Source organism: Citrobacter sp. RHBSTW-00524 (assembly GCF_013747755.1).
GTDB lineage: Bacteria > Pseudomonadota > Gammaproteobacteria > Enterobacterales > Enterobacteriaceae > Citrobacter > Citrobacter braakii.
Genome location: NZ_CP056421.1, coordinates 2,168,842 through 2,182,888, shown reverse-complemented (window position 1 = coordinate 2,182,888; position 14,047 = coordinate 2,168,842). Strand labels below are relative to the sequence as shown.

Annotated in this window: 9 protein-coding genes; 1 reads left to right on the top strand and 8 read right to left on the bottom strand. The window is 53.1% G+C overall.

Going from position 1 to position 14,047, the window contains the following annotated elements; genetic code table 11:
- The first annotated feature begins 40 nt into the window (after positions 1 to 40).
- Positions 41 to 1,960: a penicillin-binding protein 2 gene (gene mrdA / locus HV229_RS10445; protein WP_080858821.1), complete on the top strand. Its 1,920-nt coding sequence runs from the start codon at positions 41 to 43 to the stop codon at positions 1,958 to 1,960.
- On the opposite strand, the gene HV229_RS10440 is transcribed toward mrdA, so the two are convergent.
- The 8 genes from HV229_RS10440 to HV229_RS10405 form a co-directional block, all read right to left on the bottom strand.
- Entirely contained in the window at positions 1,932 to 3,071 is a 1,140-nt protein-coding gene (locus tag HV229_RS10440; RefSeq protein ID WP_131379505.1) for a glycoside hydrolase family 105 protein, read from the bottom strand. The genes mrdA and HV229_RS10440 overlap by 29 nt on opposite strands.
- A complete protein-coding gene (locus HV229_RS10435) occupies positions 3,072 to 4,658 on the bottom strand; it encodes an MFS transporter (protein ID WP_181547503.1) in 1,587 nt (528 codons plus the stop codon). It lies immediately after the preceding gene.
- A gap of 262 nt (positions 4,659 to 4,920) precedes the next feature.
- Entirely contained in the window at positions 4,921 to 5,313 is a 393-nt protein-coding gene (flhe, locus tag HV229_RS10430; RefSeq protein ID WP_016153427.1) for a flagellar protein FlhE, read from the bottom strand.
- The gene (flhA, locus tag HV229_RS10425; protein ID WP_016153428.1) at positions 5,313 to 7,391 is read right to left on the bottom strand and encodes a flagellar biosynthesis protein FlhA; all 2,079 of its coding nucleotides are present in this window, start codon (positions 7,389 to 7,391) and stop codon (positions 5,313 to 5,315) included. The genes flhe and flhA overlap by 1 nt, the downstream gene beginning before the upstream one ends.
- The gene (gene flhB / locus HV229_RS10420; RefSeq protein WP_016153429.1) at positions 7,384 to 8,535 is read right to left on the bottom strand and encodes a flagellar biosynthesis protein FlhB; all 1,152 of its coding nucleotides are present in this window, start codon (positions 8,533 to 8,535) and stop codon (positions 7,384 to 7,386) included. The genes flhA and flhB overlap by 8 nt, the downstream gene beginning before the upstream one ends.
- 140 nt (positions 8,536 to 8,675) lie before the next feature.
- Entirely contained in the window at positions 8,676 to 11,342 is a 2,667-nt protein-coding gene (locus HV229_RS10415; RefSeq protein WP_181547502.1) for an alpha-L-rhamnosidase, read from the bottom strand.
- 24 nt (positions 11,343 to 11,366) lie between these two features.
- Positions 11,367 to 12,617: an MFS transporter gene (locus HV229_RS10410; RefSeq protein ID WP_230675900.1), complete on the bottom strand. Its 1,251-nt coding sequence runs from the start codon at positions 12,615 to 12,617 to the stop codon at positions 11,367 to 11,369.
- A 157-nt stretch (positions 12,618 to 12,774) separates the two neighbouring features.
- Complete coding sequence (locus HV229_RS10405; protein WP_016153432.1) at positions 12,775 to 13,626, bottom strand: helix-turn-helix domain-containing protein; 852 nt, start codon at positions 13,624 to 13,626, stop codon at positions 12,775 to 12,777.
- Positions 13,627 to 14,047: the final 421 nt, after the last annotated feature.

Sequence of the window (14,047 nt, the reverse complement as noted above, 5' to 3'; positions counted from 1 at the left end):
CTCCGTATCATGAGGCGGCGAATTAATCGGGTACGGGTCAATGACATTCAGAGATTTTGAGGCGGAGGAAAAACTCTTCCAGCGGCGTGTATTGGTGGCCTTTGGCCTGGTGGTCATCTGCTTTGGCATCCTGATTTACAATCTCTACAACTTACAAATCTGTCAGCACCAGTATTACACCACCCGCTCGAATGCAAACGACATCAAAATGCTGCCCGTGGCCCCGACGCGTGGCATGATTTACGATCGCAACGGCATCCCGCTGGTGCGCAACGTAACCTGGTACGACATTTCCGTTACGCCTTATAAAATCAGTGATATGAATGCCCTGATCAGGCAGCTCACGCCTATCATTGACCTCACTCCTGATGACATTGACCAGTTTCGCCATGCGCTGAAAGCCAGCAGCCGCTATCGCCCGGTCGTGCTAAAAAATGCGCTGACCGATGTGGAAATCGCCCGCTTCTCGGTTAACCAGTTTCATTTCAGCGGCGTCAATATCAATAGCTATGAAGACCGCCAGTACCCTTATGGCGCAGCGCTGGCGCATGTCCTTGGCTATGTGTCAAAAATCAATGACAACGACCTGAAAGCGCTGGATCAAAAAGGCCTGACAGAGAACTACGCCGCCGATCACAACATCGGTAAGCAGGGTATTGAGCACTACTATGAAAATGAACTGCATGGGAAAACCGGTTATCAGGAGGTCGAAGTTGATAACCACGGACGCATCGTACGCCTGATCAAAGATGTGCCGCCCGTTGCCGGAAAAGATATCCACCTGACGCTGGACCTCCATTTACAGCAATATATTGAGAGTCTGTTGGTGGGCCAGCGGGCCGCCGTTTTGGTTGAGGATCCGCATGACGGTTCCGTGCTGGCAATGGTTTCGAACCCCAGCTATGACCCCAATCCATTTGTTAAAGGTATCAGCTATCAGGACTATAACAAGCTGCTTCAGGATAAGGACCTGCCGTTAATCAACCGCGTCACGCAGGGGTTATATCCTCCCGCCTCCACGGTCAAACCGTATATGGCGATGTCAGCGTTACTGGACGGCGTGATCACGCCGCAGACCCGTTTCTTCGGCGCCCCCACCTGGACGCTCCCCGGCACGGAGCGACATTACCGTGACTGGAAAAAAACGGGCCACGGTATGCTGGATGTCACCAAAGCAATTGAAGAATCTGCCGACACATTCTTTTATCAGGTGGCATATATGATGGGGATTGACCGTATTAACAGCATGCTCAGCCAGTTTGGCTATGGCAAGCCGACCGGCATCGATCTTGGTGAGGAGTATAACGGCCTGCTCCCGAGCCGCGAATGGAAGCAGAAAGTGCATAAAAAAGCCTGGTATCAGGGAGATACCATTTCGGTTGGCATCGGTCAGGGATACTGGATTGCCACGCCGATCCAGATGGTTAAAGCCATGGTCGCGCTGATTAACAACGGCAAGGTTATCGCCCCTCACCTGCTACGTGATGAAGAGAGCGGAAAAGTCATCACGCCGTACCAGGCTCCCGAAGCACCGTCACAAATTGCCTCTGCTTCGTCCCCCTACTGGGGGCTGGTGCGTCAAGCGATGTTCGGCATGGCGAATGAGCCAAACGGTACCGGTTATAAGTTCTTTCACACCGCGCCTTACGGCATTGCAGCGAAAAGTGGCACATCACAGGTCTTTAGCCTGAAAGAAAATCAGACCTACGATGCGAAAATGATCCCCGTGCGTCTGCGCGACCACGTGTTCTATACCGCATTTGCGCCATATAAGAACCCGAAAGTCGCCATAGCGTTAATTCTGGAAAACGGCGGCAGCGATGGCGTCACCGCCGCACCAGTCATGCGTCAAATCATGGATCATCTGTTTGCTGCGCAGGGCGACGATGCTCAAGCGGGTCCGATAGCCGCAACGCCATCGGACACCGATATCAAAAATACTTACGCAAGTATTCGGTAAGGCACAGCATCGCCATCGCCTGACCGTAAGGCATGGAGGTCCGGGGGATGTTGCGGTAGAAATCGAGATTGTGGCCCATCCCGGTACCAAACGAGGTATGCAGCAATTCACCTTCCGGCGAAATATGTTGCACAATGCCTCTGATGGCTTTTTCGGCTACAGCCGCATAGTCTTGTCCGACATAGCGTTTACGTACCGCTTTGAGGATCCCATAGGCAAATCCGGCGGTTGCCGAGGCTTCAAGATACGACTGCGGGTCGTCCAGCAAGGTGTGCCACAGTCCGCTTTCATCCTGGCACTTCGCCAGCGCCGCGATTTGCGCGTTCAAAACCTGCACCAGATAGCGGTGCACTGCATTGTTTTCCGGCAAATCAAGTAATTCGAGGAAATCCGGGATAACTATAGTTAACCAGCTGTTGCCACGCGCCCAGCGAGCGTTGGCGAAGTTATGCTGTCCTTCATAGCTCCAGCCGTGGAACCACAGCCCCGTTTCTTTATCCATCAGGTTTTGCACGTGCAGCAGGAACTGATAGGTTGCCTCTTCAATATACTCGGGGCGGTTGAGCAACTTGCCAATCTTCGCCAGCGGTAAGACCGTCATCATCAACGTGTCATCCCACATCTGCTGGTGATTTTCTTCCGCCAGCGTAATGTGCTGCATACCGCCGAATTGGGTACGCGGCATATCATGCATTGCCCACTCAGCCCAGCTGTCGAGCCACGGCAGATACGCGGGATTACGCGTCTCTTCATAGCGATATGCAAGCGTTAAAAACGGTGCCATGGTGTTAACGTTTTTGGTCGTTGCACCTTCCGCAAAGCGATCGGCAAACCAGCTGTCGATAATATCGCGCATCGTGGCATCGCCGGTTTGCTGATAATACTGATACATCCCGTACAAGCCGATGCCGTGCGTCCACTCCCATCCCGCCCAGCCTTTGGTATCAATAACGCGTCCGTCATCCAGACGTAGCAAGAACTCGCCGGTCTCATCATGAATATTGACCAGGTTATGCGTCACCTTTTTGATCAACGCTTTTAATTCATCCCTGGCAATAAAATGTTCTGGCTGGCGCAACAATGGGCTGTGTTTAACCGGATAAACAATCATTTACTTAACCTCTGTCAATGTCGAATTCAATACAGCACCCTTTTCCAGTTTCGGTGCCGCTGGTTTATTACGATTCAGGTAACCAATATTGTTGTTACCCCAAAGTGATTCATAAGGCATGCCCGATAGCATCTCTACGGTCGCGCGTCCTTTAGCGGATAGTCCTTCCAACACGGGTTGCCCGGACTCACGCATTTTTGCTGTCTCTTCACGCAGGGTGCTGTGCGTTTGCAGGTTCAGTTTGAAGCGCAAGGAAACCAGGAAACCCAGCGCCAGAACAATCAGCGTTCCGCAGCTCAGAATTAACAGGATGGTATGACTGACCGCCGCGGGTTGTGCGCTCTGACCGGAGACAAAACCAGACAACTGCATCACAATCCCCACCAGCATCACCGCTCCCGCCTGCGACGCTTTACGCGTTAAAGTCATAATGCCGGCGAAGATCCCTTCCCGACGCTGACCGGTGATCACTTCGTCAACGTCGGCAATATAGGTGTAGATATTCCAGGGAACGTAGTTGATACCACCGCGTCCCAAACCCGCAACGGCGGAAACCAATAGCAACAGAGAATAAACATCGCTTAATCCGGCGTAATACAGCCCCGCATAGGAGAGTGAACTGAGGCCAAACAGGACGACCACCATGAGATAAGACGGCGCAGGTCCGAAACGGATGCACAATGGGATCATGGCGATAACGGCAATAAACTGGAAGATAGCCATCGTACCCAGCAGGTTTGACGCCATCGATGCTTCCTGCATCAGCACAAACACCACATAGTAAGTAAAGACGGCGTTAAAGACGTCCTGGGCAATATAGCCGCCAAGATACATTCCTAAATGCTGGCGAAAGATACGGATGCGCAGTGTTGAACTCAGTTCCACAAATAAACGGTTCATACTCTGACTCAAGGTCAGGCTTTTCTTCTCTTCTTCGGCTCGCAGCGCCGCCTCAGTCCACTCTTCCCGTGGGCGTTCCCAGGTAAAGAACCAGACGAAGGTCAGCATCATTGCGCACAGCACAGAAAACACCAGGCTGGCGTAGAAAAAAGAGACGGGGTTGTCCTTGCCAAACAGCGTCAGCAGAACGCCGGGTAAGAATGAGGCCAGAATGGCAGACATTTGCGCCATCGAAATGCGCGCGCCGGAGAATTTGGTTTTCTGTTTAAAGTCATCGGTCATTTCGGGTACCAGCGTTTCGTATGGCACCAGAATCATGGTGTAGACCACGTCAAAAATCAGATAGGTGAGCAGGTAGTACCAGAACCCCATATCACCCACCCACATTAGTGAGTAGCTAAAGACACAGGGTATCCCCAACAGAATAAAAAACTTGCGTCGCCCAAAGCGTTTGCCGAGCCAGGTGGAGCCAAAGTTATCGGTTAAAAAACCCATTAATGGGCTAACAACGGCATCCAACACCCTGGCGGTAGCGAAGATAAAGGTTGCTTCGATTGGCGTCAGGCCACAGAACGTCGTGTAAAAATAGAGTAGCCAGGCCGCGGTTAACGCCGTGGTGCCTGCGCCTAAAAAATCCCCCGAACCGTAGGCAAAATAGTTAACCAACCCAATTTTACGTGTATTCATTGCCGTTACCCCTGCACATTATTGGGAGGCCCCGCAATCCTCGCTTTGACATTGGGCCTCCTTACAGGGCCACAGTAAAAGCTAACAGCAAGTGAAACCTTTCTATTTTTGCCAGGGATATTCGTGAAATGGCAACAGCACAAAGAGTCCGGCAACGTATGTCACCTATTTTATAAAACAGCGTTTCTATTTAATCAAAGAGGCGGACTAGAATTGCGAAGCAGCCAGCAGTTTCTGCTGCTGGCCGGAATGAAGGGAGGCGTTAACGATAGTTCACAATCACCTGATTGCTCTGAACTTGCAAGGCGGGGATCAGGCGACCGCCACCGGGTACTTCCCAGACAAAATGCATCGGTTCGATGGCGGGAACATTATTGAATCCGTTGGTGGTCCCGCTTTGCCCGTCCAGCTCAACACAGCGGGACTGGGAACATAAACGTACCCGTAAACCCGCGGGCGTTGGGCCATTGAGCTCATAGCGCCAGGCCACCAGCGTCATCAACCCCGAGACCGGCTGGCTGGGCGTCAGAGGTGAAGACGAGGCTGACTGGCCGCGGTGATTTAAAGTAATCCCCATGCCGCTGGCCTGCCAGGCGCCTTCTCCGGCAGCCTGCGCTACCAGAGGAAAAAACAACAACCACAGTAATTTACGCATTACTTACCTCCAATAGTCGCCGTCATACGGATATGGCGGTTGTCAGACAGCTCCATGTTCGATAACACCACCAGTTGCGGAATGCTGCGACGTAAAAAGCGTGCCAGTAACGGACGCAACGCGTGGTTAACCAGCAAGACCGGCGGCGCACCCAACATTTCCTGACGGGAAAGCGCTTCCTGAGTCTGGGCCAGCAATCGGTCTGCAAGACCTGGCTCCAGACCGCCGCCGCCCTGCAGCGCCTGCAGAAGCAAACGTTCGAGCGGGGTATCAAGGCCGATAACCTGAACCTCTTCATTACCCGGGAACCACTGCTGAGTGATGGCGCGTCCCAACGCAACACGTACCACCGCGGTAAGCTCATGCGGATCGTTTTGCAGCGGTGCATGTTCAGCCAGCGTTTCGAGAATGGTGCGCATATCGCGAATCGGTACTTTCTCATCCAGTAAGTTCTGCAGTACTTTATGCAGCGTAGTGAGCGTCACGACGCCCGGGACCAAGTCTTCTGTCAGTTTTGGCATCTCCTGCGAGACGCGGTCCAGTAGCTGTTGCGCCTCCTGACGGCCAAACAGCTCAGCAGCGAACTGCCCAATCAGGTGATTAAGGTGCGTGGCGACAACGGTACTGGCTTCAACAACCGTAAAGCCCTGAATCTGCGCCTGTTCCTTCAATGCGCTTTCAATCCAGATAGCGTCCAGACCGAAAGCCGGATCGACCGTTTTCTCGCCCGGCAGTGACCCGGCGGCAGTACCAGGGTTAATGGCCAGCCAGCGTCCCGGATAGGCGTCACCGCTGCCAATTTCCACCCCTTTCATCAAAATACGATAGCGGGCCGGCTGCAGATCCATATTGTCGCGGATATGTACCACCGGCGGCAGAAAACCCATATCCTGGGCAAATTTCTTACGAATACTGCGAATTCGCCCCAGCAACTCGCCATCTTGCTGAAAGTCCACCATTGGGATCAGGCGGTAGCCTACCTCCATCCCCAGGGAATCCTCCAGCTGTACGTCATTCCATGTTGCTTCCACCACGGAGTTGTTTTCCGGCATTTTCACCGGCTGCGGCTCATCGGGAGCTTTTTGCTCACGACCACGCATCCACCAGGCCAGACCCAGTAACGCGGCGGTAAACATCAAAAACACCAGGTTCGGCATCCCCGGAACCAGACCCAAAAGACCAAGCACCGCCGCACTAAGCAGCATGACACTAGGATTACTGAACAGTTGGGTCACCATCTGTTCGCCTACATCCTGGTCGGTACTCACGCGGGTCACGATAACCCCCGCCGCGGTGGAGATTACCAGCGCAGGAATTTGCGCCACCAGCCCGTCACCGATGGTCAGCAGGGTATAACTTTCCGCTGCGCTACCCATGCTCATACCATGCTGCAACACCCCGACTAACAGACCGCCGACCACGTTGATCACCATGATCAAAATACCGGCGATGGCATCTCCACGTACGAATTTACTCGCACCGTCCATAGAGCCGTAGAAATCCGCTTCCTGCGTCACCTCCGAGCGCCGTTTTTTGGCTTCATCTTCGCCAATCAGACCCGCATTCAAATCCGCATCAATCGCCATTTGCTTGCCGGGCATACCATCCAGCACGAAGCGCGCGCCAACCTCGGCGATACGTCCGGCACCTTTGGTGATAACCATAAAGTTGATAATGACGAGAATAACGAAGACCACGATACCGATCGCAAAGTTACCGCCCACCAGGAAGTGACCAAAAGCTTCAACCACCTTTCCCGCCGCCGCCGCGCCGGTATGTCCTTCCATTAAAATGATACGCGTCGACGCAACGTTCAGGGCGAGGCGTAATAATGTGGTAAACAGCAAAATCGTCGGGAATGCGGCAAACTCCAGCGTACGCTGGGTGAACATCGCCACCAGCAGCACCATGATCGACAGCGCAATGTTAAACGTGAACAGCAAATCGAGGACGAAAGCCGGCAACGGCAACACCATCATCGACAGGATCAGCAGGATAAGGATCGGTCCGGCAAGGATTTGCAGTTGCGTGGATTTCAGGTTGCTGGGCAAACGCAACATCGCGACCAGATTAGCCATCAGTATTCTTCTCGTTCATGAAATCCAGTGCTTCAGGCACCGGAAGGTTTTCAGGTTGTGGTGGACGCTTGCCGCCGGCGAGACGCCAGCGTTTTAGCTGCCATACCCATGCCAGCACTTCGGCAACGGCGGCATATAATTGACCCGGTATTTGTTGACCAATCTCAGCATGACGGTATAGCGCACGCGCCAGCGGCGGCGCTTCTAACGTAGGGACTCGATGTTCAGCGCCAATCTCACGAATGCGCAGCGCCACCAGCCCCGCGCCTTTGGCAACAACTTTCGGCGCGCTCATTTTGTTCTCGTCATACTTCAACGCCACCGAATAGTGCGTGGGGTTGGTAACAATCACGTCCGCTTTCGGCACATCCGCCATCATGCGACGCTGCGCGGCCGCGCGCTGCATTTGGCGTATTTTGCCCTTAACGTGCGGGTCGCCTTCGCTTTGCTTAAATTCGTCACGAATATCCTGACGCGACATGCGCAGCTTTTTCAGATGGCTGTAAATCTGGAAAAAAACGTCGAACCCCACCATCGGAATAACGCCAAGCACCACCAACAGCGCGCACATGCCAACTAAATCCAGAGCGTTGCCCATCGCCGTAATCGGCGACTCCGCCATCAAACGCATCATCGCCGGCCAGTTATGCCAGAGATAAAATCCGGCCACGCTCCCCACCAGCGTGGATTTCAGTATCGCTTTGAGCAGTTCCGCTCCGGTTTGCGCTGAAAACATGCGTTTAATGCCCGGCAACGGATTCAGCTTAGAAAACTTGGGCTGCAGAGATTTACCGCTGAAAATCAAGCCGCCAAGCATCACCGGGGAGATTAATGCCACCAGAACGACGCCGGTAATCAACGGTAACAGCGCAATCATCGCGTCTTTAATCAGCAGGATGATTTGGCTGAGGATCAGGTTAGGGTCATTGACCATACTGTGGTCAAAACGTAATCCGGCCGACAGCATACCGGCCAGTCTGCGGGCAAGCGACTCCCCGCCAATCCAGATAATGCACACGCCCACCAGCAAAATAAGCAGTGAGGTCAGCTCTTTGGATCGGGGGACTTGCCCTTCTTCCCGTGCTTTTTCAAGTCGGTGGGGTGTGGGGGCTTCTGTTTTGTCGTCGTCGCTTTCTTCTGCCACGGCATTACTCTCGTCGTCACGGTCACGAGTATTATCGCGACCGCAACCATTGCCAATGCGTCGAATAGCGAAACGAAAACAGAGGAATTCGAGCGTTCGTTTGTCACGACAGCGCGAACGCTGCCGTGACAACCACGCGGTTAGCGCTGCCAGATAACGCGATAATGGCCCGATCCCACCTGCGCGCTATAACCGCCGTCTACTGGCGCGAAGTCGAGGCCATCGGTATCGAGCAGCGTTTGTGCGCCATCAAGGATCACCATTGAGTGAGTATTCGGCGGAATATCTACCTCAAGGGTGATGGACTGTAAGCCATCGCGCGCCGGTTCCTGCATCCAGTGGACGGCAATATCACCATATACCGAGCCGTATCGCGCTTTCAGCCATGTCAGGCCACCGCCCGGAATAGGCCGCAGTACCGAAGATTTAAATCCCGGCGCGTGTTCTTCGGTATTTATTCCCGCCGCCACGCGATACAGCCATTCACCGATCGCCCCGTAGGCATAATGGTTGAAAGAGTTCATGTCCGGGCTCCACATTGTGCCATCCGGTTTCACGCCATCCCAGTGTTCCCAAATCGTCGTCGCCCCAGCTTTTACCTGATACAACCAGCTTGGGAAGTCCTCTTTCATCAGTAATTGCCACGCCGCGTCGGCCTGCCCGTTTTCGCTCAATGCGTGACAGAAATAGGGGGTGCCGACAAACCCCGTCACCAGATGACCGTCATTTTCCGCCAGCAGTTCCAGCAGCGTTTGCACGGTGCGCTCGCGGTGCGCGTCCGGCACTAACTGGAAGTAAAGCGCCAGAATATGCGCCGTTTGCGTGCGCGCCGCCAGCCGCCCGGTGGCGGTAAAAAACTCATTGCGGAAGCTTTCGACAATCGCGGTATGCAGCGCCTGATAATGAGTGTGGTCAACGTCATTTCCCAGTGCTTTGGCTGATTTCGCCAGCAACAGCGTGGACAACGCATAGTAGGCCATGCAGGTCAGTTCATTCGGCGTTGCGCCAAAATAGCTACCCTCTTTGGCATCCAGCGCAACCCAATCGCCAAACTGCAGTTTCCACGACCACTGGTTCTCAACAGCGTTGTCATGCATAAACTCCACCCAGGCTTTCATACTGCCGTACTGGCGGGCCAGCGTCTGTTTATCGCCATACATCAGGTACAGCGTCCACGGGTTAATCACCGCCGCATCGGCCCAGGCGGCGGCGGAATGGGTGCGCCCGTGGGATAAAAAGCGGTCGTTGTCGCATTTGCCGGTGAGGATATCGGGGATGACGTGCGGCACACCGCCCTCCGGCGTTTGGTCATGCTGAAGATCGGTCAGCCATTTGGCAAAAAAAGTGCGCGTCTGCATCAGATAACTGGCGGTGCGGCAGAAAATTTGCGCATCGCCCGTCCATCCCAGACGTTCATCGCGCTGCGGGCAGTCGGTTGGGATATCGACGAAATTGCCCTTAAGCCCCCACATGATGTTGTGATGCAGTTGGTTGAGATCCGCGTTTGAGGTTTCAATGTGACCCGTCGGCGTCATCGCGGAATGCAGCACGACCGCGACAAAGTCATCCCGCGTCGGCGTGCCAGGCCAACGTTCAATCAGCACATAACGGAAACCCTGAAAGGTAAAATGCGGGTGAAAACATTCTTCACCCTCGCCGCGTAAGGTGTAATCAATGCACTGTTTGGCGGTGCGCAGGTTCGCCAGATAAACATTGCCTTCGGCATCCAGCACTTCAAAATGGCGCAGCACCACGCGCTCACCTGCCGCACCGCGCACCCGAAACTCCACCCAGCCGCTGAGGTTCTGGCCAAAATCAAGCACCGTCTCGCCTTTTGGCGTCGTGATGATTGAGCACGGCGCAAGCCGTTCTATTTCTTGTACCGGGCAGGCCGTTTGCGGTTGCAGCACCGAAGTCTCTGCCGCAAGCGTCGTCACCGCGCGCCAATGCCCGGCGCTAAACGCAGGCTCGCTCCAGCCGCGCTGCTCCCGACGTGCGTCATACACTTCACCATCATAAATTTCAGCAAACAAAATCGCGTCATCGCAGCCCTGCCAGTGTGCATCCGTGGCGATTATCCGCTGGCTACCATCGCGGAGCGTCACCACCATATGGCAAATAAACCCCGTCTGCTGGCCGTAATAGTTGCGATAGCGGTTGAAGCTCATATCCCCTTTATACCAACCCGCTCCCACCATCGCGCCAATCACGTTTTCGCCTTCTCGCAGGTGCTCGGTCACATCCCAGGTTTGATACAACAGATGGTGGTGGTAGCTCGTCCAGCCGGGCGATAACTCATCACGCCCGACTTTTTCGCCGTTGATCCACAGTTGATACAACCCCAGCGCGCTGGCATGTACCACCGCCGAAACAATGTCATCACCGTCGGGCAAACTGAACGCATGGCGCAACAACGTGCCTTTTGAGTTGTCTTTATCCTGCGGCGTTTCAGCCGAGATAAACACCCCTTGCCACGCTCGCGCTGGCAGGCCGGTAATAAACGTTGCCGCCGGGCTCCAGCCGCTCTCTTCACCGTGGTTGTCGGTAATATGCACCCGCACAAAATAGCGCGTCGAGTGCTGGCAGGCGACGTCGGGCAATTCGATATTACTGGAGCGGTCATCGTGCATTTCGCCGCTGTCAAACAGGCATTGGGCAAAATCTTCTTGCGCCGACAGCTGCAAACGCCAGCTACGCTGCTGTACATCGCGCAAGGAACTGGTGATTATCCAGCCGAAAACCGGCAGCGTTTCGCAGCCCGTCAGCGTGGTTTCATAGTTGAGCGTAATCTTTTCTACTGCCAACATAATTTTTCCCTCAGTGGCTCATATTCAGGCTTTGGCCCGCAAAGTATCGTGCGATGCCTGTCCGTTATCAGGCGTCGCCACCATTTCTGTTTCTGCATTAAATTCATTACGTTGCTTGCCGTGGAAGCACAGCCAGCCGATAACCATGCCTATCGCCACAATCGCCGTCAGCAGGCAATAAAGAACCACCGGCCCCGCGCTCAACAGCACAGGAGTGACGAACGCCAACAAGCCGCAGGTCAGACGGGCGACACCGACAATCACTCCTTGCGCGGTGGCGCGTAGCATGGTGGGGAATGACTCTTGCGCCCACACTTTCATGATGCCTTCGAAGGCAAATCCTGTGCCGATATTGGTAAACAGCAGGCAGCAGAACCAGGAGAGTGGCGAGAAATTAAACAGTACCGGCACGAAATAACCACCGGACATCATCACCGCGCCAAAAATAAAGAATGGAACCCGTTTTGAGGTATCAACGACGCGCATAAACATCAACCCAGACGCCACGCTCACTGGCAGAATCAACAGCCCCCACAGCGAGTGCGTGCTGACCGAAATGCCCACCACATTTACCGCTACATAAGCCCCAAACTGCCCGCCGGTATTGGCCGCCAGATTGGTGAAGGTATAAAAGATACACAGCGAGATAAACGGCCACAGGTATTTGCCTTCGAGCAGATCGCGCCAGCCGGTTTTCTGCGCCCGCACGGTGGCGATGCCACGACGCAGTTCATCCTTTGCCGCCAACCACAGCGGCGACTCAGGGATAGACCAACGCAGGATCATCAGCACAACCGCCACCAGCCCAACGTGCATATACATGATTTGCGCGCCAATCAGCCCCCAGTCGCCGACGATAGCGGAGATCCCCATCGTGGCGCCAATTCCCACCAGCCAGAGTAAATTGGACAAGCCGATAATCTTGCCGCGGTTTTCATCGTTCGCCGCTTCGGAGATAGTCGCCAGTGAGACAGGTAAATCAGCCCCTGTCGCCAGCCCCACCAAGAGTGTGCCCAGCACCAGGAACGGGAAGTTCAAACCAAAGGCCAGCGCCAGCGTGCCGATAAAAATCATCGCCATCGTAATAATAAAAACATTACGACGACCAATACGGTCTCCAAGACGACCGCCACCAAAAGCCCCAGCGGCAATACTCAGCGTTAATAATCCAGATAAAATGCCAATTTGTAGTGCAGTAATACCCATTGTTTTTTGATAAATGACTAAGGCTGTACCACTGGAAACAATAGCCGCCGAATCAATATATGATGCCATTCCAGACACCACCCCAATATACCAGGGGTTAGGTGTTTTATTTTTTGACATAACGATTCCCTTAAATTTACAGACAGTAAGGCGAGAAATAAGCGTATGGCCTACCCCCGTCATGATGGATAGTAGTAATAATTTTTTATTGTTATTAACCTAACAATTAAATCGCTATTAAAACTCGTGAATGAAGTTCACGTTCATGGCTTGGAGGATAATGAAAATACCGTCGATACGATTCAGTCAACCTGATCGCATTCATAAAACCACAACGTGCCGCAATTTCACTGATGGTTTTATCCGTAGTGCGCAGTAATTCTTGAGCTTTTAATACACGATACAACATCTGGAATTTAACCGGAGTATAACCGGTCACTCGCTTAATTAAGCGATACATCGTGCGCCTGGCGACACCGTTATCATCACTCAACACATTCCAGTCCAAATGACGCAAGCTACTGGTCTTGAGCATACGGATCAGGTTGGCTCGCCCTCGCTCATCAGGGCTAAGCGCCTCAGTTTGGCGGTCGCACTGGCAAAGCGTGTTGATGATGTTCAGCAAAGCGACTTCACACAATGAAAAATAGAGCACGTCATAGTTACTCTCGTTACGTGAGATTATCTCCTGGCTCAATACCTCAATACGCGCCAGCGCTCCCTGAGTTAGCGCCAGCGCGGTAGGCTGTAGAAGTTTTTCTTTTATACAATCGAGCAAATTATCAATGTGCTGTAAAAAATGAAAACTGCGCGGGCGACGAATCAATATATTAATAACCGACAGATTATTAGTTGAAACATAACTATGGGTATCGTTAGCGGTCACTAAAAAAAAGTCACCCTGGCAGATAAAACGAACCAGGTCATTAATAATATGAAACCCGCTACCGCTACGGACAATCACCAGTTCATCAAAATCATGCCCGTGCACACCTTCCATTAATTGGTTATTCATCGAAAAAAGACAAAACGCATGTTGCTCTGAATGAAAAAAATCATTCTCACGTAAAATTCGCATATCTCCCCCGCCGCTATTCGAGTAAAAACACTCGGGATATCGATAAATAACCTACTGACATAATATATTGCCTTGCACTGATAACCATTTAACTGCAATTATTATGACAAGTCTATATATCGCACTGTCACTCAGGCGTAACCTGCTGTGACCTCAGCATCATTTCGGCAAATAACCGCCAAGTTATGGCATAAAAAAGAGGATATACGCCGTGCAGATGAACCCACGTCATCCTGGCATTCAACCGGGTACGAATCATAGTGCAGGGCACATTGTGCCGACTGGCGGCCCAATAACCCTGCGGGATCCACAAAAGTGCAGCGCTCGGGATGCAGCGTTCGAACCCGTTCTGGCAACGTCACCGTAAAAATGGATAGTAAATAAAGAGAACGATAGGTATCTGTAGGCCGGATAACGCGCA

Bases quoted from the DNA above. Each gene is read 5' to 3' on its own strand.
- mrdA (WP_080858821.1), top strand. From the start codon at position 41: ATGACATTCAGAGATTTTGAGGCGGAGGAAAAACTCTTCCAGCGGCGT.
- HV229_RS10440 (WP_131379505.1), bottom strand. From the start codon at position 3,071: ATGATTGTTTATCCGGTTAAACACAGCCCATTGTTGCGCCAGCCAGAA.
- HV229_RS10435 (WP_181547503.1), bottom strand. From the start codon at position 4,658: ATGAATACACGTAAAATTGGGTTGGTTAACTATTTTGCCTACGGTTCG.
- flhe (WP_016153427.1), bottom strand. From the start codon at position 5,313: ATGCGTAAATTACTGTGGTTGTTGTTTTTTCCTCTGGTAGCGCAGGCT.
- flhA (WP_016153428.1), bottom strand. From the start codon at position 7,391: ATGGCTAATCTGGTCGCGATGTTGCGTTTGCCCAGCAACCTGAAATCC.
- HV229_RS10415 (WP_181547502.1), bottom strand. From the start codon at position 11,342: ATGTTGGCAGTAGAAAAGATTACGCTCAACTATGAAACCACGCTGACG.
- HV229_RS10410 (WP_230675900.1), bottom strand. From the start codon at position 12,617: ATGGCATCATATATTGATTCGGCGGCTATTGTTTCCAGTGGTACAGCC.
- HV229_RS10405 (WP_016153432.1), bottom strand. From the start codon at position 13,626: ATGCGAATTTTACGTGAGAATGATTTTTTTCATTCAGAGCAACATGCG.